Annotated in this window: 26 protein-coding genes and 1 pseudogene; 9 read left to right on the top strand and 18 right to left on the bottom strand. The window is 42.1% G+C overall.

Going from position 1 to position 24875, the window contains the following annotated elements; all coding sequences use genetic code 11:
• The first annotated feature begins 89 nt into the window (after positions 1-89).
• Together J3455_RS08565 and J3455_RS08560 are read left to right on the top strand one after the other, a co-directional pair.
• A complete protein-coding gene (locus J3455_RS08565) occupies positions 90-2213 on the top strand; it encodes a TonB-dependent siderophore receptor (protein ID WP_349561532.1) in 2124 nt (707 codons plus the stop codon).
• A gap of 153 nt (positions 2214-2366) precedes the next feature.
• A complete protein-coding gene (locus J3455_RS08560) occupies positions 2367-2720 on the top strand; it encodes a hypothetical protein (RefSeq protein ID WP_167658565.1) in 354 nt (117 codons plus the stop codon).
• 206 nt (positions 2721-2926) lie between these two features.
• Here J3455_RS08560 and recA read toward each other — a convergent pair whose 3' ends face one another.
• Both recA and J3455_RS08550 read right to left on the bottom strand, forming a co-directional pair.
• Positions 2927-3973, bottom strand: coding sequence for a recombinase RecA (recA, locus tag J3455_RS08555; protein ID WP_130050706.1), 1047 nt, complete (start codon positions 3971-3973; stop codon positions 2927-2929).
• Between the two features lie 58 nt (positions 3974-4031).
• Positions 4032-4529: a nicotinamide-nucleotide amidohydrolase family protein gene (locus tag J3455_RS08550; RefSeq protein WP_130050705.1), complete on the bottom strand. Its 498-nt coding sequence runs from the start codon at positions 4527-4529 to the stop codon at positions 4032-4034.
• Positions 4530-4550: 21 nt separating this feature from the next.
• On the opposite strand from J3455_RS08550, the gene mutS reads away from it, so the two are divergent.
• Complete coding sequence (gene mutS, locus J3455_RS08545) at positions 4551-7124, top strand: DNA mismatch repair protein MutS (RefSeq protein WP_286259437.1); 2574 nt, start codon at positions 4551-4553, stop codon at positions 7122-7124.
• Between the two features lie 101 nt (positions 7125-7225).
• On the opposite strand, the gene rpoS is transcribed toward mutS, so the two are convergent.
• Genes rpoS through J3455_RS08490 form a run of 11 tightly spaced genes read right to left on the bottom strand, consistent with a single transcriptional unit; the run spans position 7226 to position 14802 of the window.
• Complete coding sequence (rpoS, locus tag J3455_RS08540) at positions 7226-8209, bottom strand: RNA polymerase sigma factor RpoS (protein ID WP_130050703.1); 984 nt, start codon at positions 8207-8209, stop codon at positions 7226-7228.
• 60 nt (positions 8210-8269) lie between these two features.
• Complete coding sequence (locus tag J3455_RS08535; RefSeq protein ID WP_130050702.1) at positions 8270-9094, bottom strand: peptidoglycan DD-metalloendopeptidase family protein; 825 nt, start codon at positions 9092-9094, stop codon at positions 8270-8272.
• Between the two features lie 42 nt (positions 9095-9136).
• Positions 9137-9715: a YqaA family protein gene (locus tag J3455_RS08530; protein WP_349561531.1), complete on the bottom strand. Its 579-nt coding sequence runs from the start codon at positions 9713-9715 to the stop codon at positions 9137-9139.
• 11 nt (positions 9716-9726) lie between these two features.
• Positions 9727-10365: a protein-L-isoaspartate(D-aspartate) O-methyltransferase gene (locus J3455_RS08525; RefSeq protein ID WP_349561529.1), complete on the bottom strand. Its 639-nt coding sequence runs from the start codon at positions 10363-10365 to the stop codon at positions 9727-9729.
• Positions 10355-11119: a 5'/3'-nucleotidase SurE gene (gene surE / locus J3455_RS08520; RefSeq protein WP_130050700.1), complete on the bottom strand. Its 765-nt coding sequence runs from the start codon at positions 11117-11119 to the stop codon at positions 10355-10357. The genes J3455_RS08525 and surE overlap by 11 nt, the downstream gene beginning before the upstream one ends.
• On the bottom strand, positions 11120-12148 hold the full coding sequence (gene truD / locus J3455_RS08515) for a tRNA pseudouridine(13) synthase TruD (RefSeq protein WP_167658563.1): 1029 nt from the start codon (positions 12146-12148) through the stop codon (positions 11120-11122). It abuts the gene before it with no gap.
• Positions 12145-12627 carry a 2-C-methyl-D-erythritol 2,4-cyclodiphosphate synthase gene (ispF, locus tag J3455_RS08510; RefSeq protein WP_349561527.1) on the bottom strand — a complete coding sequence of 161 codons (483 nt, stop codon included), beginning with the start codon at positions 12625-12627 and terminating at the stop codon, positions 12145-12147. Before ispF ends, truD begins: the two co-directional genes overlap by 4 nt.
• On the bottom strand, positions 12624-13325 hold the full coding sequence (ispD, locus tag J3455_RS08505; protein WP_178927361.1) for a 2-C-methyl-D-erythritol 4-phosphate cytidylyltransferase: 702 nt from the start codon (positions 13323-13325) through the stop codon (positions 12624-12626). Before ispD ends, ispF begins: the two co-directional genes overlap by 4 nt.
• On the bottom strand, positions 13315-13605 hold the full coding sequence (gene ftsB, locus J3455_RS08500) for a cell division protein FtsB (RefSeq protein ID WP_167658562.1): 291 nt from the start codon (positions 13603-13605) through the stop codon (positions 13315-13317). Before ftsB ends, ispD begins: the two co-directional genes overlap by 11 nt.
• 22 nt (positions 13606-13627) lie before the next feature.
• Positions 13628-14260 carry a hypothetical protein gene (locus J3455_RS08495; protein ID WP_130050695.1) on the bottom strand — a complete coding sequence of 211 codons (633 nt, stop codon included), beginning with the start codon at positions 14258-14260 and terminating at the stop codon, positions 13628-13630.
• A gap of 59 nt (positions 14261-14319) precedes the next feature.
• Entirely contained in the window at positions 14320-14802 is a 483-nt protein-coding gene (locus J3455_RS08490) for a DUF2947 domain-containing protein (RefSeq protein WP_349561525.1), read from the bottom strand.
• Between the two features lie 63 nt (positions 14803-14865).
• On the opposite strand from J3455_RS08490, the gene J3455_RS08485 reads away from it, so the two are divergent.
• From J3455_RS08485 to J3455_RS08475, 3 genes are read left to right on the top strand one after another with little or no spacing between them, the layout of a single operon-like run.
• Positions 14866-15099, top strand: coding sequence for a DUF1653 domain-containing protein (locus tag J3455_RS08485; RefSeq protein WP_484581185.1), 234 nt, complete (start codon positions 14866-14868; stop codon positions 15097-15099).
• Positions 15100-15151: 52 nt separating this feature from the next.
• Positions 15152-16000 carry an AAA family ATPase gene (locus J3455_RS08480; RefSeq protein ID WP_063703233.1) on the top strand — a complete coding sequence of 283 codons (849 nt, stop codon included), beginning with the start codon at positions 15152-15154 and terminating at the stop codon, positions 15998-16000.
• A gap of 1 nt (position 16001) precedes the next feature.
• Positions 16002-17189: a vWA domain-containing protein gene (locus J3455_RS08475; protein ID WP_054551134.1), complete on the top strand. Its 1188-nt coding sequence runs from the start codon at positions 16002-16004 to the stop codon at positions 17187-17189.
• Positions 17190-17316: 127 nt separating this feature from the next.
• Here the strand turns inward: J3455_RS08475 and J3455_RS08470 are convergent, their stop codons facing one another.
• The 3 genes from J3455_RS08470 to ppnP form a co-directional block, all read right to left on the bottom strand.
• Positions 17317-18504, bottom strand: coding sequence for an NRAMP family divalent metal transporter (locus J3455_RS08470; protein ID WP_434784473.1), 1188 nt, complete (start codon positions 18502-18504; stop codon positions 17317-17319).
• A 606-nt stretch (positions 18505-19110) separates the two neighbouring features.
• Positions 19111-19467, bottom strand: coding sequence for a ribosome hibernation-promoting factor, HPF/YfiA family (gene hpf, locus J3455_RS08465; RefSeq protein WP_130050692.1), 357 nt, complete (start codon positions 19465-19467; stop codon positions 19111-19113).
• Between the two features lie 182 nt (positions 19468-19649).
• Positions 19650-19961 carry a pyrimidine/purine nucleoside phosphorylase gene (gene ppnP, locus J3455_RS08460; protein ID WP_349561524.1) on the bottom strand — a complete coding sequence of 104 codons (312 nt, stop codon included), beginning with the start codon at positions 19959-19961 and terminating at the stop codon, positions 19650-19652.
• A gap of 282 nt (positions 19962-20243) precedes the next feature.
• Here ppnP and J3455_RS08455 point away from each other — a divergent pair, with 282 nt between their 5' ends.
• Together J3455_RS08455 and J3455_RS08450 are read left to right on the top strand one after the other, a co-directional pair.
• Positions 20244-20468 carry a type II toxin-antitoxin system ParD family antitoxin gene (locus J3455_RS08455; protein ID WP_205987941.1) on the top strand — a complete coding sequence of 75 codons (225 nt, stop codon included), beginning with the start codon at positions 20244-20246 and terminating at the stop codon, positions 20466-20468.
• 23 nt (positions 20469-20491) lie between these two features.
• Positions 20492-20764: pseudogene (locus tag J3455_RS08450) on the top strand (type II toxin-antitoxin system RelE/ParE family toxin); the annotation flags it as partial.
• A gap of 232 nt (positions 20765-20996) precedes the next feature.
• On the opposite strand, the gene tkt reads toward J3455_RS08450, so the two are convergent.
• Positions 20997-22988: a transketolase gene (tkt, locus tag J3455_RS08445; protein WP_130050689.1), complete on the bottom strand. Its 1992-nt coding sequence runs from the start codon at positions 22986-22988 to the stop codon at positions 20997-20999.
• 266 nt (positions 22989-23254) lie between these two features.
• Here tkt and metK point away from each other — a divergent pair, with 266 nt between their 5' ends.
• A complete protein-coding gene (metK, locus tag J3455_RS08440) occupies positions 23255-24406 on the top strand; it encodes a methionine adenosyltransferase (protein ID WP_130050688.1) in 1152 nt (383 codons plus the stop codon).
• A 59-nt stretch (positions 24407-24465) separates the two neighbouring features.
• Here the strand turns inward: metK and J3455_RS08435 are convergent, their stop codons facing one another.
• Positions 24466-24870 (bottom strand): diacylglycerol kinase, encoded by a 405-nt coding sequence (locus tag J3455_RS08435; protein ID WP_130050687.1) that lies wholly within the window; start codon positions 24868-24870, stop codon positions 24466-24468.
• Positions 24871-24875 lie beyond the last annotated feature (5 nt).

Below are 24875 nucleotides of genomic sequence, written 5' to 3'. Positions count from 1 at the left end.
CAAAACAGCAAGACCTAATTGCAAATTGTTTTCATTTAGATTAAATTACGCATTAATTTCACTATTCATTGAACTAATTGGAACTTTGCATGTCATCAACAAAATTTTTGCGCTTATCTCAATTAAGCCTTGTGACCTCAGCACTTTTAAGTGGCCACGCTTTTGCAGAACAACAAAAAGAAGAACAAGCAATTGAAAAAATTGCCGTTTATGGCCAGCATCATAAAAACTACATCACTGAAGAAGCACAGTCGGCAACCAAATTAGGGCTAACAATTAAAGAAACACCACAGTCAATCTCTGTTGTTTCACGTGCGTTAATGGATGACTTCTCACTCGATAATCTAAACGCTGTACTTGAAAGCACACCGGGTGTCACTGTTGAGCAAATCGAAACTGACCGTACTTATTTTAAAGCTCGTGGTTTTGAGATCACCAACTTTCAAGTTAATGGCATGGGTATGCCGCAAGACAACGGTTCAATCCAAGGTACTCTAGATACTTCTATTTTCGATAGTGTTGAAATTGTACGTGGTGCCAATGGTTTAATGACAGGTGCGGGTAACCCATCAGCAACAGTCAACATGGTTCTAAAGCGCCCTACTTATCAAACGCAAGTAAATGCGTCTGTATCGTATGGTTCGTGGGACAACAAACGTTTAGAGCTTGACGCCTCTACAGCTATCAACGAAAACCACGCTGTACGTGCAGTATTCACTAAGCATAAAACCGAGTCATACCTTGACCGTTACGAGCAAGATAAAACAATTTACTACCTAGCCTACGAAGGCCAGCTAACTGATAGCACAGTAGTAACTGCAAACTATGTAAATCAAAAGAAAGATGCCGACAGCCCACTGTGGGGAGCCTTACCGCTTTATTACAGCGATGGTTCAGCTACAAACTTTGATGCTTCAACCAGCACAGCGTCTGATTGGTCTTATTGGAATAATACAACTGAGCAGCTGTTCTTATCAATTGAGCAAGCAATCACCAATACTTGGTTCTTAAAAGCAAGCTACGCGCACTTAGAAAATGAGCAAGACTCGGAGCTTTTCTATGTTTACGGCACACCAGACAGAGAAACAGGTCTTGGCTTAACGGGTTATGCCAGTGAATATGACCACAAAGATAAGCACGACATTTTAGATATCTACGCAACAGGTAAATTTGATTTATTTGGTATGGAACATGATCTGTCGTTTGGTGTAAACCAAGCAGATATGGATAACAAAGATAAATCATTGTATGACTACACTACAGGCAATGGTTTCCCTGCAATGCCTGAGCTAGGTGGTTGGGATGGTGTTGCGCCAGTACCAACACTTACTGATGGTTTAACAGGTGCTGATATCACTAGCCGTCAACGCTCTGCATATATTTCAACACGCATTCGTGCAACTGACGCATTCAGCATTTTAGCAGGTGTGAGCCAAGTAAATTGGGAAACTGAAGGTGCCTCTTACGGCGTTGCAAAAGACAAAGATAGCGACCAAACTGTGCCTTACTTCGGTGCTGTGTATGATATCAACGAAAGCTTCTCAACTTATGCAAGCTACACAGAAACCTTCGTACCGCAAACAGAGCGTGACATCAATGGCGATTACTTAGACCCTATCACAGGTAAAAGCAGCGAAATAGGTGTAAAAGCTCAGCTACTTGATGACGACTTATTTGTAACAGTTGCTTACTTTGACGCTAAACAAGTTGGCCTTGCTGTTGCTATCCCTGATTCATTACCTGATGACACTCGCTACTATGGCGCAGATGGTATTAACAGCGATGGTATTGAAGTAGAACTTAGTGGTCAAATCAACGAAACACTAAGTGCAAGCTTTAGCTACAGCAACCTAAACATTGATGGTGATGAGTTAGTCAAAGACTACACACCTGAAAACCAATTCAAACTTGCTGTAACTCATAAAGTGCCTGAAGTTGATGGTTTAACCTTTGGCCTAAACTATCGTTGGCAAGACGATACAAAGCGCGTACAAGTGCGTGATGCGGCTACGAATGCTGCACTTATCACCACAACGCAAGATGCGTACGGCCTATTAAACCTAATGGCAACGTACGATATTAACGACAATATGAGTGTTAACTTGAACGTTAATAACGTGACCAACGAAAAGTACATCCACAGTCTTTTCTGGGCGCAAGGCTATTACGGTGCACCGCGTAACTACTCAGTGTCTTTCAACTGGCAGCTATAATTTTATAAAGCGACAAGTTTTAAGCTTTAAGTACATTAAAAGCCGCATCATATGCGGCTTTTTTATTACCCCATTTTACTCTAAGAGCAAAAAACATAGCGAATAACCTTCACTTCATTGCACCTTATAAATTTTTCTGTAGTGTATTAAAAAATGAATATTTTAGTTATTTGGTACAGATTAATGGATGCTAAAAAATCGAAACGCTCTAGAAGATGTCCAGATTGTGGATGGAAGTTTCCAATAGCCAAAGCGAGTACACCAATAGACAGGGTTAATGGTAAACTATTCACTTGCCCTGATTGCCAAACAGCTCTAATATATCGAACCGACACAGAACTGATGTATCGAATCTTCACACTGATGACAATACCGGCTACCAGCTTGGCATTCATATATGACGATAATGCGCTATTTGAAACAATAGCGATTTTTTTGATAATCCCTCTGGCAACTCTTGCTGCTATTTTATGGCGTCGTAGCGAATATATTGAACGTGTAAAATAACTTAAAATTGTCACTGAATTGAAAATGCGACAAACTACTGCCTACTCCAACAGCTGCGGGTTTATCCCGCGTTATTACGCATCAAGCAATTAAACGCGATATAAAATCGCTGCTACAAGCAACCATAAAAAAACCGCTAACAATGTAGCGGTCTTTTTGTGTTAAGTGCGGGTCAAATCACGCTTAACTGTATTTTTTAGCGGTACTTATAGCTCGTCTTCAGCTATTAGGCCTGCATCTTCACCATCTTCAGGTTGCACAGTTGCTTGAAGTAATAGCATCTCACGTAACTTACCTTCGATCTCATCTGCGATCTCAGGGTTGTCTTTTAAGAACTTAATTGAGTTTGCTTTACCTTGACCAACTTTGTTGCCATTGTAGCTATACCAAGCACCTGATTTTTCAACAATCTTATGCTTAACACCTAGGTCTATTAACTCGCCTTGTTTAGAAATACCTTCACCATACATAATGATGAACTCAGCTTGTTTAAACGGCGGAGCAACCTTATTCTTAACTACTTTAACGCGGGTTTCATTACCTACAACCTCATCGCCTTCTTTCACTGAACCAATACGACGAATATCGATACGTACTGAAGCGTAGAACTTAAGTGCGTTACCACCCGTTGTTGTTTCAGGGTTACCAAACATAACACCAATTTTCATACGGATTTGGTTGATGAAAATACATAGCGTGTTTGAACGCTTGATGTTACCTGTAAGCTTACGTAATGCTTGTGACATTAAGCGAGCTTGAAGACCCATATGTGAGTCACCCATGTCGCCTTCGATTTCAGCTTTAGGTGTTAAAGCTGCTACCGAGTCAACAATCACAACATCAACAGCACTTGAACGAACTAACATGTCACAGATTTCTAATGCTTGCTCACCAGTATCTGGCTGAGAAACAAGTAAGTCATCGATGTTTACACCCAATTTTTGTGCGTATACAGGATCTAGAGCGTGCTCAGCATCTACGAATGCACAGGTTTTACCTTGCTTTTGAGCTTCAGCGATAACTTGTAAAGTAAGCGTTGTTTTACCTGATGATTCAGGACCATACACTTCAACAATACGACCCGTAGGTAAACCACCAATACCTAATGCGATATCGATACCCAGTGAACCTGTTGAGATTGCTTCAATATCTAGGGCTTTGTTGTCGCCCAGTTTCATAATTGAGCCTTTACCAAATTGACGCTCAATTTGTGATAAAGCAGCGTCTAAGGCTTTTTGTTTGTTATCGTTCATTCTGTTCTCCAAATCCGGCTAATGCAGACAGTATACTGTATGAAATCACAGTATCAAGCTAATTTTCAGATTTTATCAGTTCAATTATACTTTTTAATGAATAAACAATAGCTTGCAGCCTAACTTCAGCTCTATCGCCAGAAAAAACCTGCTGGCTTGGGTAGTTTTTACCTGAAAAATGAATACAAAACCATACTAAGCCCACAGGCTTATCCAGTGTTCCACCACCGGGGCCTGCAATACCAGAAATAGCTATTGCGATATCTGCGTTTGCAGCTTTAGCAGCACCCGATGCCATTTCAACAACTGTTTGTTCACTAACTGCACCGAAACTGTTTAAAGTTTGCTCATTTACGCCAATTAGCTCTTGTTTTGCTTGATTACTATAAGTGACAAACGCTCGATCAATATAGTTAGAACTACCAGGGGTATCAGTTAAGGCATAACTAACGCCACCACCGGTGCATGATTCTGCGGTAGTGATCCATAAGCGTTTATCCGTTAAAATAGATCCTAATTTCGCAGCAAGTGTTTTAATCTCTTGATGTAATTTCATATTCAGCCTTTGGGTAAATACATGTCGTTTGATCTTTATGCACCGCACACTATAAAACAACAAACCCCTATGATGCAGCAGTATCTAAAAATAAAAGCCGAGCATCGGGACATTTTATTGTTTTATCGTATGGGCGACTTTTACGAACTTTTCTTTGATGATGCCAAGCGTGCAGCACAACTTCTTGATATTTCTCAAACACATCGTGGTAAAGCCGGTGGTGATCCAATACCAATGGCAGGCGTACCCTATCACGCAGTCGAAAACTACTTAGCTCGCCTTGTACAAATGGGTGAATCAGTGGCTATTTGTGAACAAGTTGGTGATCCTGCTACCAGCAAAGGCCCAGTTGAACGTAAAGTAGTACGTATTGTTACGCCGGGCACGATTTCTGACGAAGCGCTGTTACAAGAACGCCAAGACAACCTGCTAACCAGTGTTTGGCAAAATAAACAAGGCGCTTATGGTATTGCTTATTTAGATATTAACTCTGGCCGATTCAATGTATTAGAAGTTAATACGGATGAAGCGTTTAGTTCAACATTACAGCGTTTAGCCCCTGCTGAACTGCTTTATAGTGAAACATTTGCAAATGTTCACCTAATTGAGCATATCAAAGGGGCGCGTCGCCGCCCAGAATGGGAGTTTGATTTAGATACTGCTCAGCATTTACTATGCGACCAATTTGGCACCAAAGATTTAGTAGGTTTTGGTGTAGAAAAAGCACACGCGGCTTTAGTTGCTGCAGGCTGCTTAATGCAATACGTAAAAGATACTCAGCGCATTGCCTTACCGCATATTCGTGCTATTACCCTTGAGCAAAATGAACACGCGGTGATCTTAGATGCAGCGACCCGTAAAAACCTTGAACTAACAGTTAATTTATCGGGCGGTTACGAGAATACACTTGCACAAGTACTTGATAAAACAGCGACTGCAATGGGTTCTCGCTTATTAAAACGCCGTATTCATACCCCAGTGCGCAGCAAAACAGAGCTCAATTCGCGACTAAACGCTATCAGCGCAATTATCGATGCTCAATTATGTGGTGAGCTACAAGAATCGTTAAAGCAAATTGGCGATATTGAACGTGTTATTGCACGTTTAGCGCTTTGCACAGCAAGGCCGCGTGATTTAACGCGCCTTCGAAGTGCACTGCAGGCTCTAGCGCCACTTCACGAATTACTTATGGATGCTAACGATCCGCGTATTAGCCAAATTATTGCAAAGTCACAACAGTTACCTGAACTACAAGATTTACTAGAACGTGCTGTAATCGAAACCCCACCGGTGCTTATCCGTGATGGCGGTGTAATTGCACCAGGTTATAACAGCGAACTTGATGAGTGGCGTGCGCTAAGCCAAGGTGCAACCGATATTCTTGAAAAGCTTGAAGAACGTGAGCGTGAACGTACAGGCATTAGCACCTTAAAAATTGGCTATAACAAGGTCCACGGCTTTTTTATTGAAGTAAGCCGCGCTAATTCACATTTAGTTCCTGCGGATTATATTCGCCGCCAAACGCTAAAAAATAATGAGCGCTATATCATCCCTGAGCTTAAAGAGCACGAAGATAAAGTACTTGGTAGCCAATCAAAAGCCCTCGCGCTTGAAAAACAGCTATATGAGCAATTATTTGAGCTTATTGCTCCGCACATTGAGCAGCTACAAACAATGGCAGCAGTACTGGCAGACTTAGATGTACTGAACAATTTAGCAGAACGAGCGCAGGCGCTTAATTATGCTAAGCCAATACTGTGCGATAACGATAACATCAGTATTAAACAAGGTCGCCACCCGGTGGTAGAGCAGGTTATGAAAGACCCGTTTATTGCCAATCCAGTAGAGCTTAATAACGACCGTAAAATGTTGATTATCACAGGTCCAAATATGGGTGGTAAATCAACCTACATGCGTCAAACTGCGCTTATTGTTCTGATGGCCCACATTGGCTGTTACGTTCCTGCTGATAGTGCAGAAATCGGTAATATTGACCGTATCTTTACGCGTATTGGCGCAAGTGATGACTTAGCATCAGGGCGCTCAACCTTCATGGTTGAAATGACAGAAACTGCAACGATTTTAAATAATGCTACAGCACAATCACTGGTGCTGATGGATGAAATTGGTCGCGGCACCTCAACCTATGATGGGTTATCGCTTGCCTATGCAACAGCTGACTATTTAGCATCAAAAATTGCCGCCAAAACCTTATTTGCGACCCATTATTTTGAGTTGACAGAACTCGCCGAGCAAAAAACAGGACTGGTGAATGTGCACCTAGATGCCATTGAGCATAACGACACAATTGCCTTTATGCATACCGTTCTTGAAGGCGCTGCAAGCAAGAGCTTTGGCTTACAAGTTGCGGCCCTAGCAGGTGTGCCAAAGGCGGTAATCCAACAAGCAAAACAGAAACTTAAAATGCTCGAAAATCACCAACCTGTTACAGCCCCAATTGAGCAGCAACAACAAACATTAAGTTTTGATGATGAACCTTCCGAGCTTGAATTAACCTTAGAACAGCTTGACCCAGATAGCTTAACGCCAAGGCAAGCTCACCAACTACTGTATCAATTAAAAGATTTACTATAGGTATAAAGTTGATATAAAAAAAGCTGACATTACGTCAGCTTTTTTGTGTGTTCTAGACCCAAAGGCCTAATACCCTTGATCAGGTATACATTGTTGTCAAATTAGGTGAATTGATCGAATAGGCTGTCTGTGCTTAAGCCTTCGTGTTGCAAAATATCTTTTAAGCGACGTAATGCTTCCACTTGAATTTGTCTAACTCGTTCACGTGTTAAACCAATTTCACGACCAACATCTTCAAGTGTTGATGGCTCGTAGCCTAGCAAACCAAAACGACGAGCAAGTACTTCACGTTGTTTTGGATTTAATTCCCCAAGCCAATCAACAATGTGTTTATTAATGTCGTTGTTTTGTACTTCGCCCTCAGGACCATAGTCTTTTTCATCGGCGATTATATCTAATAGCGCTTTGTCATTTTCACCACCAATAGGTGTGTCTACAGAGGTGATTTTTTCATTCAAACGCAGCATCTTAGTAACATCTTCAACCGGCTTATCTAAGCACTCTGCAATTTCTTCTGCGGTTGGTTCATGATCAAGTTTTTGCGTCAATTCACGGGCAGTTCTTAAATAAACATTAAGCTCTTTTACCACATGAATAGGTAATCGAATCGTACGTGTTTGGTTCATGATGGCACGTTCAATGGTTTGACGTATCCACCAAGTAGCGTAAGTTGAAAAACGGAATCCTCGTTCAGGGTCAAATTTCTCAACGGCTCTGATAAGGCCTAAATTACCTTCTTCGATAAGGTCAAGTAGCGCAAGGCCACGGTTGTTGTAGCGGCGGGCAATTTTTACCACTAAACGTAAATTACTTTCGATCATTCGCTTGCGAGAGGCTTCGCAGCCTTTCAGTGCTTTTCGAGCAAAATAGACTTCTTCTTCTGCACTTAGCAGCGGAGAAAAACCAATCTCACCTAGATACAGTTGTGTAGCATCTAGATTTTTGGCAACTTCTTCTTTTGCAAAAATTTCATCTTCGTTGTCGACTTCTTCTAATAATTCAGAAGATTCTTCTTCGACTACCGTGTCTTCAAATTTATCGTCAATCGTGTCAGTTTTTTTCTCAAGTTTTGCTGTGTGACCCATAAGCGTCCTCCCGAGCAAATATGTGATTGAGCTAAATCACTTTATCAATACCCTAAATGGCTAAGGTAGATACTTAGCAGGATTGACTGCTTGACCCCGATAACGAATTTCAAATCTCAAAGCCGTAACCGAAGAGTCTGAACTGCCCATTTCTGCTATTTTCTGCCCCGCCTTTACTTCCTGTTTTTCCTTTACAAGCAACTTTGAATTGTGCGCATAAGCACTTAGGTAATCATCATTATGTTTCAGAATAATTAAATTACCATACCCCCTCAATGCGTTGCCCGCGTATACCACAGTTCCATGTGCAGCAGCTAAAACAGAAGCCCCTTGTTTATTAGTAATTTGTAATCCTTTAAAGCCATTCTCTTTATTAGAGAATCGTTGTGTTACTTTACCTTTTGCAGGCCAGCTCCATACAACTTTTGCATTAGAATTACTGTTTTTATCACTAATTATTTTGTTGGCTTGTTTCTGAACATACTCTCGTTGTTTTGGCTGATCAAGCTCTTTCTTTAATTTTTTGTTATTTTTTTGTGTATAAACAGTAGACTTTTTACTCAAATTCGTATATTTTTTCGTCTTTTTTGGTTTTTGTGCCGATTTTTTAAGCAGCACTCTCTGCCCCGGGAAGATAGTATAAGGTGCTGGAATATCGTTTATTTTTGCAAGAGTGCGAAAATCTTGCTGAGCGCTGAAGGCAATTGAGTACAAAGTATCTCCCTTTTTGACTACATATTTTGAGCCAGAGATATTTACTTTGCGAGTGGCTGGTTTAACTTTATTATCTAAACTACTGACAGGCGCCGGTGCTTCGCGAGAAGTACAACCAAAGAGCAAAATACTAAGAAACAAAGTAACATAGACTGTTAACTGCCTGCTCATCGTAAAATGCTCCTTATCGTACTAATTTAATGGTTTTGCGGGTTATCGCAGTAAAAAGTACGCAACCACTACTAAAACAACTAATCCCCAGCCAAGCGCTTCAACATATTGACGTAATTTTTGTTCCATTTTAACACCCCCCCACTTCATTAAAGCCGACACTAAGAAGAAGCGTGCACCACGGCCTATTGTCGAGGCAATTAAAAACGGCAAGAATGCCATTTGCATCAAGCCTGCACCTATGGTGAAAACCTTATAAGGTATAGGTGAAAAGCCCGCTAAGAAAACAACCCATACACCATAGTTTTCGAACCAGCTTAATGCAGTATCAAATTTAGCTTGCCAACCCATTTGTATGATGAGTGGTTCAACCACAGGTTCAAATAACCAAAAACCAAGTAAGTAACCTAAAATACCACCGATTACAGAAGCTATGGTGGTAAAGCTGGCAAAGCGCCACGCTTTATCTGGTTGGGCTAGCGACATAGGCGCTAGCATGACATCCGGCGGCACCGGAAAAAAAACGGATTCAGCAAAGCTCATCCCTGCTAAATAGCGCTCTGCATGGCGGTGTTTAGCCCATATAAGCGCCATATCATATAACTTAGTAAACAACTTCAAAGTTTAACGTCCTATTCAATATCACCAGGTACCAAAGGTACAAATCGTACTGGTGCAACTTTATGTTCTGTAAATGTGTCGCCATTTCTAACGACCATCATTAATTGCTGATCTTGCTCACCAATAGGTGCAATCATAACGCCCCCATCAGCAAGTTGTGCAAGTAGCCCTTGCGGCATAGTGGCAGCTGCAGCTGTAACAATAATTCCTTCAAAAGGTGCTTGTGACTGCCAGCCCAGCCAACCGTCTCCGTGTTTCATGGTGACATTGTATAAATCAAGCTTGTGTAAACGGCGCTTTGCTTGCCATTGCAGTGCTTTGATACGCTCCACCGAGCACACTTTAGTAAAGGTTTTTGCCAGTATTGCGGTTTGATAGCCGGACCCAGTACCAATTTCAAGCACTTTGTCACGTACCCCAGCTAAGCGAAGTAATTCTGTCATGCGCGCCACAATATAGGGCTGCGAAATCGTTTGTCCTTGACCAATTGGCAATGCGGTATTCTGATAAGCTTTGTGCTGTAAAACATCATCGATGAAAATATGTCTGGGTGTCGAGGCAATCGCTTCAAGCACAGTGCTATCTTCTACACCCTCGCGTTTTAATAATTCAGCTAATGCGAGTGCGCTGCGATTATAATTAGTCAGCACTATTAATCTCCATATTTGCTAACCAGCTATCAACGGCTTGTAAGCTTTCTTTCGCCGTCATATCAACACTGAGAGGTGTGACTGATGCGAAACCATTATTAATGGCGTAAAAATCAGTACCTTCACCAGCATCACTTTCAGCACCTAAAGTCCCATACCAATAAATATCACGACCCCATGGATCTTGTTGTTTAGTCATGGTTTCAGCTTTATGGCGCGAACCTAAACGGGTTACCTTTACGCCTTTTAGCTCAGTTAGCGGAATATCTGGCACGTTTAAGTTGATGATTTGATCTTTCGGTAATGGGTGCGAGGCCAACTCTTTAATAATGCTTACAGCAACGGCCGCAGCAGTCTCAAAATGATTTCCTTCTTTAGAGCATAACGAAACAGCAATAGCAGGTAGTCCTAGATGGCGTCCTTCGGTAGCAGCTGCAACAGTACCTGAATACAAGGTATCATCACCTAAATTTGCACCGTGGTTTATACCGGCTACAACTAGATCTGGCTGCTGTTCAACTAGTTCATTAACCCCTAAATGCACACAGTCAGTCGGCGTGCCATTAATCGAAATAAAGCCATTATCAAGCGTGGTTGCACGCAATGGATTCATTAGCGTTAATGAATTACTTGCGCCACTACAATTGCGATCTGGAGCCACTAAGGTCACATCAGCAATTTGCGTTAACGCATGATACAAAACCGCAATCCCTTTAGCATGCACGCCATCATCATTGCTTAGTAAGATTTTCATTTACGCATCCTTTTGTTTTTGTTCTTTAGGGCTAGCGTCTTGATACTCCACCAGCTCTCTTAACAAGGCTGTAGCAAAACAACCTTTTGGCAAACCAAAACTTAACTTTAAAGTGCTTTCGTCAATGGTTTCAACTGCCAATGAGTCTGGAATAAGACGTAACATTCTACGTTCGTTCTTAAGGCCTAACTCGCTTAGCCCATCTATCCAAGATTGATAAGGTTCGAGCCACATTTTTTCGGTCTTGGTCAAACCCTTTTCGCCTTTACCAACCATAGGGGCCGACATCATAATATCGCCAGACGCTAAACGCGCTATATTGTCATCACTTATATTGTCTTCAAAAAACGCATTACTTCCGCTAAGCATAAACACTTCGCGGTGCATTGTTTTAGCAAGGCCATGCTCGGCAACACGCTTGCTTACTATTTCATTAAAGACATAAGAGCGTGCAGCTGAAATAACTAAACCACGCAATTTTTTATCACGGATACGCTCTCCAGCAAACATTCGCTTTGCCATTTCAAGGTTGTGGCCACCATGACCAAAGCGCTGCTCACCAAAGTAATTAGGCACCCCTGCGCGCACCGCATTAATACGACACAAAATATCCAGTGGCTCAGTCACATTTCGTAAAGTAATGCTAAAGCGATTGCCTTTATGGCAGCCGGTTCGAAGCTTACGATTATGACGCTGTTGCGATACAACAAAAAACTGCTCGTTATTTAACTCACTAAATTCAATGTGCTTTTTAATCGGTACTGGCACACTAAACCATTGTGTACACACACCATGGCGGTCTTTTAAACCCGCATAACTTACATCACGTGGGGATACGCCAGCTTTTTCGGCAATGCGTTTAGCAACAAACTGAGTATTTTCGCCTTTTTTTACAACCTGTAAGCAAACATGCTCACCAGAGCCTGTAAACTCAATACCTAAATCTTCATCAACCATGAAGTCTTCGGCGTGGGTTTTAAAATCAGCCTTAGAAAGGGGTTTACCGTATAAGTAGTTTAACTCACTCATGCGTTTTGTTTGCTCATAATCACTACAGCGTGGCTAGAGATACCTTCTTTACGGCCTTCAAACCCTAACTTTTCTGTGGTTGTTGCCTTCACATTTACTTGAGAAATATCAGCTTCAAGGTCTTGGCATAAGTTTTCACGCATAGCTTGAATATGCGGCAACATTTTTGGCGCTTGAGCAACAATCGTGACATCGGCATTGCCAAGTACGTAACCTTGCTCTTTAACAAGACCAACCACGTGGCGTAGCAAAATTCGGCTATCAATATTTTCGTATTCGCTGGCGGTATCAGGGAAATGTTTGCCAATATCACCCATTGCTAATGCACCTAAAATGGCATCACATAATGCGTGGATTGCTACATCACCGTCTGAATGAGCTAAGAAACCTTGCGGATAATCTATTTTTTCACCACAAATTACCAGCGGTCCTTCGCCGCCAAATTTGTGTACATCAAAGCCATGGCCAATTCGAATCATGAGGTACTCTCGTTTTGTTGTTTTTGCAGTAAAAATGTTGCTAAATCTAAATCTTCTGGGGTGGTGATTTTAATATTATCACTACGACCAACAACCAGCTTAACAGGCTGCTTAGCCCATTCAATTGCCGATGCCTCATCGGTGATAGTCACACCACTTTTAAGAGCTTGTGATAGCGCATCTGTCAGCGCCTGATAAGGGAAAAATTGAGGGGTTAAAGCCAGCCATAAATCATCACGTGGCACCGTTTGCTCACTGTGCGTATGGCCGCGCTTGATGGTGTCTTTTACTTTTGACGCTAAAATACCGCCTTCATTATCTTTTATACATTCAGTTATTAAACGCTGAATATCAGCCAAACACACTAATGGTCTTGCTGCATCGTGAACAAGCACCCAATCTGGCGGGTTGTCGGCAAGTGATACCAAGGCATTTAGCACAGAATCAGCGCGCTCTTTGCCACCTGAAACGCGTTCAATACGCTTATCAATATGAGGTAAATCAGCAAAATAACCATCATCATCGCTGATTGCTACTTTAATAGTATGTAAATCGTTTAGTTCGGCAAGCTTACTCAGGGTATGTTCTAAAATAGTCTTACCCGCAAGTTCAATATACTGTTTTGGCGCCGAATGCTGCATTCGACTCCCTACTCCCGCAGCGGGAACAATGGCGGTTATAATTTGCTTAGTGTTCATTTTGCTGTTGACCTGGTAATACACGAATAAAGGTTTCGCCAGGTTTGATCATTCCTAATTCATTGCGCGCTCGCTCTTCGATTCCCTCTTGACCGAGTTTTAAATCTTGAATATCGGCTTTGAGGACCTTGTTGCGCTTTAATAATTTTGCATTAGTGTCTTGATGAGAGGTAACCGCCTGTTTTAAACGAGTGTAATCTTGCACTCCATTATGGCCAAACCATAAGCGATACTGAATAAATAAAGCCAAACATAACAAGGCGAATTGAAAAACCCGCATTGAACACTCCTTCGCGGTTAAATTAAGTCAAAGGGCGTTTTAAATTACGCCAATTTATATTGCTTGCAAGTAGCATTTCTCTTAATGACAAACGCTTAGGTGTAGTGCGTTTATTAAATTGCCATTGATGGCCACAGCACGCAGCTGCCATCACCGCTTTTGCAGGCTTTAACAGGTGTACATGTGTGTGCTCTAACGATTCACCTGAATTATCAAACCAACCAAGCTCGTTGCAATGTACCTTATTGTCGCTTACTTGATCTAAGCTGTCTATGCGCACCGTAGTACATTGTTCGTCATTAATTAGCACGGGAACAATTAACCCGCGCTTAGCATGGTGACTATAAAACTCTTCTGAGTCTTTTTTGTTATAAACTGGCGGCGTTGTTTTTTGTTTTTCAAGCCAACTACCGTTTTGTGAATCTAGCTGCAATGGCGCATCACCACTCACAATACGCATAGCCAAACGCTCTATGTAGTAGGGCAAGCTTGCTAATAAGCGTTTTAGCCTTGCAGCATCTGGTTCATCAACCAAACGTGGGATCTCACGAGCATAAAATGCGTTGCATAACTGCGCATACAAAGCACGATCGGCATCAGTCTGCCAAATTTCGGCTTGTTGCGAGTGTTCGCTCTGTGAAGTTGGTTTAGACAATGCGCGCTCTTATAAAACAAATGCTTGACTGTTTTATAGCATAGAGCGTTTATTGAGCGCTACTTTACTGCGCCTTTTTTACCCAATTTTGCGTTGCCAGTTTCTAAAAACTGCACCACTGCATCACGCTTTTTACCTAATAACAAACTACCATCAGCTAAAAACATAAAGTTTTGCCAACAACGTTTAAAAACCGCAAAGCTGGTTTCAATAATATTGTCGCGAGCCATACAAAAATACACAGTGGTGTTTGCTTCCCACGCTAAGTGGTTAAGGATCTCTTCTGGTAACTGCTCATCACCAGCTTCCCACGCATTTTCCCAGTTAATGGTTTCTGAAAAGCTGTCTTCTTTGCCACACCAATCTGTTTTATCAAAAAAGTCCGGGTGGTCATGCTCACGGCTTACCATAGTGGTCCATAAAACCGCAGCGCGTTCAGCGCTCATAGGTTTGATTTGCGTTGCGTCTTCGCTGCTTATAGGCATATCTTTATGACGGAAAACCCAGGCTTTTTTGTATTCATCTAACGAAATATATTTCATAGTTTAGGCAGTTTGTTTCAGCGTATAATGTGCAAACTGCAATTATACCCAAATGACTCCAAGATGCGAGATAAACACATGACAATCAAACCTGGTATTTACCAACATTACAAAGGCCCAAAATATAAAGTTGAATATGTTGCTACTCATAGCGAAAGCAATGAGCCACTGGTAATTTACCAAGCGCTATACGGAGAATTTGGTATGTGGGCACGCCCGCTCAGTATGTTTACAGAAACAGTCATTGTAGAGGGGAAAACTGTACCGCGTTTTGCATACCTTTCAGACGTCGTCTAACTGTGGCATCATGACGTTATTAATCACTGCTCAGACCAGATAAGGTGACATCGTGCTTTTTAATTCAACCGATAACTACATTGCCAGTAACTCATTAAAACAAGCGGTTAACGCAGCAATCTTGCTCGAAAAACCCCTGCTTATAAAAGGTGAGCCAGGCACAGGCAAGACCATGCTGGCGGAAGAGCTTGCGAAAAGCTTAGACACCACGCTGATTCAATGGCACATCAAATCAACCACTAAAGCGCAGCAAGGCCTTTATGAATATGATGCGGTATCACGCCTGCGCGACAGTCAGTTAGGTGATGAGCGTGTGCACGATATCAGCAACTACATTGTAAAAGGCAAATTATGGCAAGCCTTTACCTATGGAGAGCAACATAATAAACGCCCAGTGCTATTGATTGATGAAATCGACAAAGCCGATATCGAATTTCCAAACGACTTGCTATTAGAACTCGATAAAATGGAGTTTCATGTTTATGAAACCGGCGAGCGAGTGATTGCTAAGCAACGTCCGATTGTGATCATTACCTCGAATAACGAAAAAGAGCTGCCAGATGCCTTTTTACGTCGTTGTTTTTTCCATTACATTGATTTTCCAAGTAGCGAAGAAATGGCACAGATTATCGATGTACACCACCCTCACGTTAAACAAGATTTAGTTCGCCAAGCACTTGAGGTGTTCTTTAATCTACGTGAAGTAAACGGCATTAAGAAAAAGCCATCAACCAGCGAATTGCTTGATTGGTTAAAGCTACTGATGGCTGAAGATATAGACGCTAAAACACTGCATGATAAAAGCCAAAAAGGTGGCTTAATGCCGATGTTTGGGGCGTTATTAAAGAACGAGCAAGACATTAGCTTAATCGAAAAACTTGCTTTTATGAGCCGCCGTTAAGATGTTAATTGCGTTTTTCTTTAAGCTTCGCGAATACCGCTTACCAGTTAGTTTGCGAGAGCTACTTGATTTGATCAATGCGCTCAAGCAAGGGGTTATTTTTGCAGACGTTGACGCGTTTTATTACTTAGCGCGTACCATCATGGTTAAAGATGAAACCCATTTTGACCGTTTTGATAAAGCCTTTGCTGATTACTTTAGTGGAGTCGCTGACCTTGATCTTCTCGAAAGCTTAAAACAACAACATGCCTTGCCTGATGATTGGCTGCGTAAAGAGTTTGAAAAGCATTTAAGCGAAGAAGAAAAAGCGCAATTACAAGCCATGGGCGGCCTTGATAAACTCATGGAGACCCTCAAGCAACGCCTTGAAGAGCAACAAAAGCGCCATGCTGGGGGTAATAAGTGGGTGGGTACTGGTGGCACTTCGCCATTTGGCGCCTATGGTTATAACCCAGAAGGTGTGCGAATAGGTCAAGACGGTAATCGACATCGCCGTGCAGTGAAAGTATGGGATAAACGCAGCTACCGAAACCTTGATAGCGACCGTGAAATAGGTTCTCGCACCATTAAACTTGCTCTTAAAAAACTGCGTAAATTTGCCCGCACTGGTGCCAGCGATACACTCGATCTAACCGAAACTATCCGCGCAACGGCAAAGCAAGGCGGTATGCTAGATGTAAAAATGGCTCCAGAGCGCCACAATGCAGTAAAAGTATTGATGCTGTTTGATATCGGCGGTTCAATGGATGATTACATTCATACCTGTGAAGAGTTATTTAGCGCTGCACACAGCGAGTTTAAACACCTTGAGTTTTACTATTTTCACAACTGTTTATATGAACATGTTTGGCAAGACAACGAACGTCGCCACTCAAATGTGATTGATACCATGACCTTGATTAACAAGTTCACCAGCGACTACAAGGTGATCTTTGTTGGCGATGCCACTATGGGGCCCTACGAAATAGCCTACCCCGGTGGCAGCGTAGAACATTGGAATGAAGAGCCTGGCAGTGCCTGGCTAAATCGCATAACTAATCACTTTGATAAAGTCGCTTGGCTCAACCCACAACCTGTTGAACACTGGCGCTATTATCAATCGATTGATTTTATAAAGCAGCTAATGGACAACCGCATGTACCCACTTACGCTAGACGGGATTAGTAATGCCATTAGGGAGTTGAGCTAAACCTGTCAGCCGTCAAACAGCATAAAAACCGAGAAATGAATGTAAAGTTACAATTGTTTATAAACACAAATAACTAAGCCCCTTCTCGAACAGCTAAAAACTGACGGCTGAAAGCTGATAGCTCCCTTTACATTACCTTCCAAACCAAAAACACCAGTGCAAAGCCAACTAAATAAAGCAAACCCAGCCAGCTTAGGGTACGTAATAAGGGTGAGTGATGAATGCTAGGTTCTGAGCGCACTAAACTAAAGTTCAGCCATGCAAATACGGGAGTCGTTACAAAAGCGAGGGTCATTGCAAAAGTAAGCATTGGCCCAAGGGCTGATTTAAAAAATAAAATCACTGCCATGCCAGCAAATGCTTGCAGTAATAACCACATATTTAAACTATGTTTAGATTGTTTAATCGATAGCAGTTTATGCGACTCATTTAATGTTCTGGCATAGCCGTCAAGCACTGTTAGCGTAGTACCAAACATACATAAAAAAGCGATACCCGAAACCAGCGGCCTTGCCCACTCGCCCATAGTGAGGGCATACATATCAATTAGCTGCTTAGCAAAGGCCACGCCACCTAATTGCACAGCTTGTGCTTGACCATATTGCACTAATACACCTAGTGAGAAAAACACGAGCGCCAGTGCTGCGGTAAGCCAGTAACCCAAATTAAAATCAAACAAGCCTTGTTGTTTTGTCACCGCTTGTTGGTGCTGCTTTTCTTTTAGCCACAGTGAGCTAATTGCTGATATTTCGATAGGTGCAGGCATCCAGCCCATCAAAGCAACCATAAAGCCAAGCATGGCAAGTTCATAAGGCGACGGGCCCACATAGTCAACAGACGCCGCTGTTCCATTATTCATAACGCCATTATTAATCGCTACTATCAACGCAGCTACTGTTGTAACCGTTAGCAGCCCCATAATTAGCTTAGAAACATTATCGAGCGCTTTAAAGTGCCCCAATAACAAAATAAGCAAACATACAGCCAAAATCAGCCAGCATAATAAGGTTACAGAAATAGTAATAGGTAATGCGTAGTGCAGCAGGCTAGCCGTTAATAATAAAACCCCTGCAGTGTTCACCACAGCGGCAACAATATTAAGCGCAATAAAACTATAGAAATACCCAGGCCCTTTTTGCTTATAGCCCTCAACTAAACTTTGCTTAGTCGCGAGTGTGTACTCCATGCCAAATCGAAAGAATGGGTACTTCAATACGTTTACTACAATGATTAGCCAAAATAGCTGCCAGCCGAATAACGACCCTGCTTGTGTTGAGGCTACTAGATGTGAGCCACCAATGGCGGCTGTAGCCATTAAAATACCCGGCCCTAGAGCATTTAATTTAGATTGCCAATTTGATACTGCTGATTGCATACGCTTTGTGTATTTTATTCTTAGTTACAAGCAACTTACAGCGTTTTAGGTGAGATTGGAAGCAGAGCAAGTTAGCAAGTTAGCAAGTTAGCAAGTTAGCAAGTTAGCAAGTTAGCAAGTTAGCAAGTTAGCAAGTTAGCAAGTTAGCAAGTTAGCAAGTTAGCAAGTTAGCAAGTTAGCAAGTTAGCAAGTTAACAAGTTAGCAAGTTAGCAAGTTAGCAAGTTAGCAAGTTAGCAAGTTAGCAAGTTAGCAACACTAGACTACCTATCACTTGTGTCAAGTAACTCGCTACTCGTTGGTTTTTTTAATCTGACTTCTAACGACTGATATCTAATATCTCCATTTTTGTTCGGCGTTAAAACGCCTCCTACGTCTCGTATCTCACTAACTTTACTCTTTCCCCTAGTAACTCGCTAACTTTTTGAATTTCAACCTGAGTGACGGCTGAAGGCTGAATAATAAGACTAAAAAAGCCAAGCGTTTCGCAACGGTTGGCTTTTTTAGGTTAAGTTTTAAGGCTAGTCACTTGGACTGGCGAATTATAATTAGCTCAGATTCATTTCCTGAATGATTTCGTGGGCAATTTCCGGTGTAGTACTGACCGGCTTTTCGTGTAGTTTGGCTTTCATTTGCCCTTTACGATGCTTCAGAGATGCATCTAGTTTTTTTGCGGCACTTGCAATTGCTGGGTACATCACATCATCCTCAGCTTTTACTGATAAACTTGCACCTTCATAGGTTGTGCTGATCTCAGCTTGATGTTTGTGATGTTCTTTTGAAAGAATAATATCAAGAGATATTAGTGATGGAAAATGGCTTGCAATTTTCGAGAACTTCTCGTTGATGTGCTCTCTTACAGAGTCAGTAACGTCAACATGATGACCAGAAATATTAATCTTCATAGGGTATCCTTTTTTATTGTTACCTCACAGTTAGTATTGGGGGCGAATTGAATTAACACAAGCGAAAATTGCAGATAATTAGTAATTGATTGTAACCACTGATGATTTAGATCATGCGTTGCGGATAAAGTATGCAAAAGCCCGCACCACACGGGCTGTTCAGAGAGGTTAACATCTGCTCATTAAGTGTACGAGCAACAATAATCTGCGAAATCAGTTACCTTGACGCGGAAGGTAACGTTCGCGTCTACATTAAATGAATCTCCCGCCTTCATGGTTTGCCACTGTGTTTCGCCAGGCAGTAATACTTGCCACTCTCCCGCTAGCAGCTCCATGTGCTCTTTTTGATTTGTGCCAAACTCAAATTCTCCTGGCTGCATAAAGCCCAATGTTTTAATGCTGCCATCGGCAAATAGCACAACACGGCTCGAAACTTTTCCATCAAAATAGACATTCGCTTTTTTTACAACACTTACACTGTCAAACTGAGTCATACTTACTCCTGAGATGTTTTGTTATTAACGTATAAACATTGCCAGTTGTCGGTTTAGTATTCAAGTAGGGCTGGGTGAGAAATAATCAAGCCGGATTAGCTGTAAGATCGTACAATTGTTGTAGGACAGGCTTTAGCGCGAGTATCTGAATGGATCGTTTTAATGGAACCTCAAAGAATATGGCTTTAACGCTTTGTAACGCGCCTTGCATCCAAGCTCAAACCGATACCATATTTAGGTATCTATTGGTATTAAGGGCTATATCATGGCTAAAACACTAGCATTACTTTGGGTGACCATTTTGACAGTTTTATTGCTAATCAACTCCAAAGCGGCCGCTATGGCTCAGCAAGTGAAGTCATACGCGCCGCTTTACGTTTACTTGAAAGCCAAAAAACGAAAATGAACACTTTACGCCAATTACTTATTGAAGGTGAAAATAGTGGAGTTGCGGATTATGACCTTGATTCGTTTATCAATGAATTAGATAAAAATGAAATAAAATGAGGCCATTTTAGTTAACTAACAAGGCAAAATCTGATTTAAAAGATGCAGCCTTGTTTACATCTCGACGCAGGGGTCGTAAACAGCGAAATATTTATCTAAAACAGTTTGATGACATATTCTGGCTATTAGCCGAAAACCCTGAAATTGATAAAGACTGTGACGAAATTCGCGATAGCTACAGAAAATTTCCACAAGGAAGCCACGTAATCTTTTATCGTCAAATCGGCAGTCAAAATATTGAGATTATCCGTATTCTCCACAAAAGTATGGATGTGAATCCAATTTTTGGCGCATAGCCTTCATTTAAAAGGCGAAAGTAGCAAACTCAAATCTGACTTCTGGTATTTAACTTAGAAACATGACTTTTCCCGCCAAATAAATTTCACGCCTACGGTGAGGAATTTTTAAAGCTGACGGCTGAAAGCTGAGAGCTAAAACCGTTAGGTTTCACTCTGCTCTTTAAATCGCCATAAAAAAGCCCGCGCTGTGGTTATACAGGGCGGGCTTTTAAATTTTAGCGGCTAAAGCTTAGAACAAAGCGTTTGCTTTGTTTACGATGTTTTCAACAGTGAAACCAAAGTGCTTGAATAGTTCGCCTGCCGGTGCTGACTCACCGAAGGTCGTCATACCAACTACTGCGCCATTTAGGCCTACGTATTTGTACCAGTAGTCTGCGATGCCCGCTTCAATTGCTACGCGGCGTGTTACGCTTGCTGGTAGTACGCTTTCTTTATAAGCAGCGTCTTGCTCATCAAATAAATCAGTTGAAGGCATAGATACCACGCGTACTTTTTTACCTTGTGAACGAAGTTCTGCAGCGGCATCTTGTGCAAGCTGTACTTCAGAGCCCGTTGCGATAAGGATAAGTTCTGGCTCACCGTCACAGCTAAGTACGTAACCACCTTTTTTCACATCAGCTAACTGCTGTGCAGTTCGCGTTTGTTGCTCAAGGCCTTGGCGAGTGAAAATCAGTGACGTTGGGCCATCTTTACGTTCAATAGCTTGTTGCCACGCAATTGCAGACTCAACTTGGTCACATGGGCGCCAGTTCACTAAGTTTGGCGTTAAACGCATGCTAGCAATTTGCTCTACTGGTTGGTGCGTTGGACCATCTTCACCTAAACCAATTGAATCATGCGTGTATACGAAGATGCTCGGCTGCTTCATTAATGCCGCCATACGTACTGCGTTACGAGCGTATTCCATGAACATTAAGAAAGTAGCACCGTAAGGAATAAAGCCTTTGTGCAGTGCAATACCATTCATAATCGCTGACATACCAAATTCACGTACACCGTAGAAAATATAGTTACCGCTTGCATCGTTTGCTTCTAAGCCTTTTGAACCATCCCAAAGTGTTAAGTTTGAACCAGCAAGGTCAGCAGAGCCCCCCATGAATTCTGGTAATAATGGACCAAACGCGTTTAATGCATTTTGTGATGCTTTACGAGTTGCTGGGTTTGCTGGGTTTGCTTGTAACTCTTCGATGTAAGCTTGTGACTTTTCAGCCCAATCAGCTGGTAACTCACCATTTGTACGGCGTTTAAACTCAGCAGCAAGTTCAGGGTATGCGCTTGCGTAAGCGGCAAATTTTTCGTCCCAGCTTGCTTCTAGTTGCTTACCTTTTTCTTTGCCATCCCACTCGCTGTAGATATCAGCAGGGATCTCAAATGCATCGCCAGTCCAACCTAGGAACTCACGAGATGCTTTAATTTCGTCTTCGCCTAGAGGTGCACCGTGACAGTCATGGCTACCTGATTTGTTAGGTGAACCGTAACCAATCACTGTTTTACAACAAATGAGTGATGGCTTATCAGTAATGCTGCGAGCTTCTTCGATTGCGGCGCGAATTGCATCTGGGTTATGACCATCTACATCGCTTACTACGTGCCAGCCGTATGCTTTGAAGCGTGCTGGTGTGTCATCGCTGAACCAACCTTCTACTTCACCATCAATTGAGATGCCATTGTCATCCCAAAACGCAACTAGTTTACCTAGGCCTAATGTACCCGCCAATGAACAGGCTTCGTGAGAAATACCTTCCATTAAGCAGCCATCGCCCATGAATGCGTACGTGAAGTGATCAACAATATCGTGGCCTTCACGGTTAAACTGTGCAGCTAGCGCTTTTTCGGCGATTGCCATGCCCACTGCATTTGTGATCCCTTGACCTAATGGGCCCGTAGTAGTCTCAATACCAGGAGCGTAACCATACTCTGGGTGACCTGGTGTTTTTGAGTGCATTTGACGGAAGTTTTTAATTTCTTCTAGTGGTAAGTCATAGCCACTTAAGTGCAGTAGAGAATAGATCAGCATTGAACCGTGACCATTCGAAAGAATAAATCGATCGCGGTCTGCCCACTCTGGATTCGTAGGGTTGTGCTTTAGATAATCGCGCCATAGTACTTCCGCGATATCTGCCATGCCCATAGGGGCGCCAGGGTGGCCAGATTTGGCCTGTTGTACTGCGTCCATTGATAAGACGCGAATAGCATTTGCAAGTTCTTTGCGTGATGGCATGAATTCTCCTACCTTTATGTATTTGCGCTGGTTGTTTATGAAGCCCCATTCTTACTTATTGTAAGGGTACAGTGCAATTAAAAATCCGCATTAAATGCACCAATTATGGGCGTTTATTAAGAACAATACGTTATTAGTAATTTTAAATGGACGTCTAGGCGTAAAATTACTATGCAAACATATTTGTTTTAGATAAAATACGCCCCTTAATTTTTTAGCGCTATTACCGACGTTTGTGAAGCGCAATATTTGTGAGCAGAAATACAATGGCAAAACATTTATTTACTTCTGAATCTGTTTCTGAAGGTCATCCGGATAAAATCGCGGACCAAATCTCTGACGCGGTTCTAGATGCTATCTTAGAGCAAGATTCTCATGCCCGTGTTGCATGTGAGACTTACGTTAAAACTGGTATGGTGATGGTTGGTGGTGAAATCACAACTAGCGCTTGGGTTGATATCGAAGAAATCACACGTAAAACAGTACGTGAAATCGGTTACACGCACTCTGACATGGGTTTCGATGCTGACTCTTGTGCAATCCTAAACACTATCGGTAAGCAATCTCCAGACATCAACCAAGGTGTTGACCGTGCTCGTCCTGAAGAGCAAGGTGCTGGTGACCAAGGTCTAATGTTCGGTTATGCATGTAACGAAACTGACGTTTTAATGCCTGCACCAATCACTTATTCACACCGTCTAGTTCAGCGTCAAGCTGAAGTTCGTAAAAGCGGTGAGCTTAACTGGTTACGCCCAGATGCAAAATCTCAAGTAACGTTTGCATACGAAAATGGCAAGCCTGTTGGCATTGATGCAGTTGTTCTTTCAACTCAACACTGTGATTCAATCTCACAAAACGACTTAGTTGAAGCGGTAATGGAAACTATCATTAAACCGGTTCTTCCTGCTGAGCTTATCTCAAGCGCAACTAAGTTCTTCATCAACCCAACTGGCCGTTTCGTAATCGGTGGCCCAATGGGTGACTGTGGTCTTACAGGTCGTAAAATCATCGTTGATACATACGGTGGTATGGCTCGTCACGGTGGTGGTGCATTCTCTGGTAAAGATCCATCAAAAGTTGACCGCAGCGCTGCATACGCTGCACGTTACGTTGCTAAAAACGTGGTTGCTGCTGGCCTTGCTGATAAATGTGAGCTACAAGTTTCTTACGCTATCGGTGTTGCAGAGCCAACATCAATCAGTATCGAGACATTTGGTACAGGTAAATTAGAAGAAGCGCGTCTAATCGAATTAGTACGTGAGCACTTCGATCTTCGCCCTTACGGCTTAATCCATATGCTTGATCTTGAGCGTCCTATCTATCAACCGACTGCGGCTTACGGTCACTTCGGTCGTGAAGAGTTCCCTTGGGAGCGCACAGACAAAGCAGACGCACTTCGCGCAGCAGCTGGTCTGTAATAGGTTAGATAAAATAAAAAAGCGCTTCGGCGCTTTTTTTTATTTCTGGCTTATCTGATTTAAAGATAACTTATAATTTTTTCGTAAACTGCCACACCCCAGACTAAGGCTAGAATTAGCAACGCCAATGTCACTGCCGCTGAAGCCATATCTTTAGCACGCCCTGATAATACATGATACTCAATCCCTACTCGGTCAGTCAGTGCTTCTATTGACGAGTTAAGTAACTCGACGATTAATAGTAATAAGTAAGGAATAAACAGCACTAACCAATGATTCAACGACTGTGCAAGCACGACTGATAAAGGTAATAAACACACCCCTAGGTAGATTTCAGAGCGAAATGCGGACTCTTCTTTAAATGCCGCTTTAAATCCTTTAACTGAACATTTAGTTGCTTTAAAAATGCGTCCAATACCAATACCATTTGGCTTATTAACCAAGGGAATTTTTGGTTCTTTCATGCTTT

The sequence above is a fragment of the Pseudoalteromonas sp. NFXS39 genome (assembly GCF_040148775.1).
Lineage (GTDB): Bacteria > Pseudomonadota > Gammaproteobacteria > Enterobacterales > Alteromonadaceae > Pseudoalteromonas > Pseudoalteromonas apostichopi.
Note: the sequence above shows the minus strand (reverse complement) of the source record. Positions and strands in the feature narration are given on the sequence as shown.

Excerpts from the sequence above, each read along its gene's own strand:
- ftsB (WP_167658562.1), bottom strand. The coding sequence starts at position 13,605 with ATGCGGGTTTTTCAATTCGCCTTGTTATGTTTGGCTTTATTTATTCAG.
- ppnP (WP_349561524.1), bottom strand. The coding sequence starts at position 19,961 with ATGACTCAGTTTGACAGTGTAAGTGTTGTAAAAAAAGCGAATGTCTAT.
- hpf (WP_130050692.1), bottom strand. The coding sequence starts at position 19,467 with ATGAAGATTAATATTTCTGGTCATCATGTTGACGTTACTGACTCTGTA.
- rpoS (WP_130050703.1), bottom strand. The coding sequence starts at position 8,209 with ATGGGTCACACAGCAAAACTTGAGAAAAAAACTGACACGATTGACGAT.
- recA (WP_130050706.1), bottom strand. The coding sequence starts at position 3,973 with ATGAACGATAACAAACAAAAAGCCTTAGACGCTGCTTTATCACAAATT.
- ispD (WP_178927361.1), bottom strand. The coding sequence starts at position 13,325 with ATGAACACTAAGCAAATTATAACCGCCATTGTTCCCGCTGCGGGAGTA.
- J3455_RS08565 (WP_349561532.1), top strand. The coding sequence starts at position 90 with ATGTCATCAACAAAATTTTTGCGCTTATCTCAATTAAGCCTTGTGACC.
- J3455_RS08435 (WP_130050687.1), bottom strand. The coding sequence starts at position 24,870 with ATGAAAGAACCAAAAATTCCCTTGGTTAATAAGCCAAATGGTATTGGT.
- surE (WP_130050700.1), bottom strand. The coding sequence starts at position 11,119 with ATGAAAATCTTACTAAGCAATGATGATGGCGTGCATGCTAAAGGGATT.
- mutS (WP_286259437.1), top strand. The coding sequence starts at position 4,551 with ATGTCGTTTGATCTTTATGCACCGCACACTATAAAACAACAAACCCCT.
- J3455_RS08560 (WP_167658565.1), top strand. The coding sequence starts at position 2,367 with ATGAATATTTTAGTTATTTGGTACAGATTAATGGATGCTAAAAAATCG.
- J3455_RS08470 (WP_434784473.1), bottom strand. The coding sequence starts at position 18,504 with ATGGCTACAGCCGCCATTGGTGGCTCACATCTAGTAGCCTCAACACAA.
- J3455_RS08535 (WP_130050702.1), bottom strand. The coding sequence starts at position 9,094 with ATGAGCAGGCAGTTAACAGTCTATGTTACTTTGTTTCTTAGTATTTTG.
- ispF (WP_349561527.1), bottom strand. The coding sequence starts at position 12,627 with ATGATTCGAATTGGCCATGGCTTTGATGTACACAAATTTGGCGGCGAA.
- J3455_RS08475 (WP_054551134.1), top strand. The coding sequence starts at position 16,002 with ATGTTAATTGCGTTTTTCTTTAAGCTTCGCGAATACCGCTTACCAGTT.
- J3455_RS08485 (WP_484581185.1), top strand. The coding sequence starts at position 14,866 with ATGCGAGATAAACACATGACAATCAAACCTGGTATTTACCAACATTAC.
- metK (WP_130050688.1), top strand. The coding sequence starts at position 23,255 with ATGGCAAAACATTTATTTACTTCTGAATCTGTTTCTGAAGGTCATCCG.
- tkt (WP_130050689.1), bottom strand. The coding sequence starts at position 22,988 with ATGCCATCACGCAAAGAACTTGCAAATGCTATTCGCGTCTTATCAATG.
- J3455_RS08550 (WP_130050705.1), bottom strand. The coding sequence starts at position 4,529 with ATGAAATTACATCAAGAGATTAAAACACTTGCTGCGAAATTAGGATCT.
- J3455_RS08490 (WP_349561525.1), bottom strand. The coding sequence starts at position 14,802 with ATGAAATATATTTCGTTAGATGAATACAAAAAAGCCTGGGTTTTCCGT.
- truD (WP_167658563.1), bottom strand. The coding sequence starts at position 12,148 with ATGAGTGAGTTAAACTACTTATACGGTAAACCCCTTTCTAAGGCTGAT.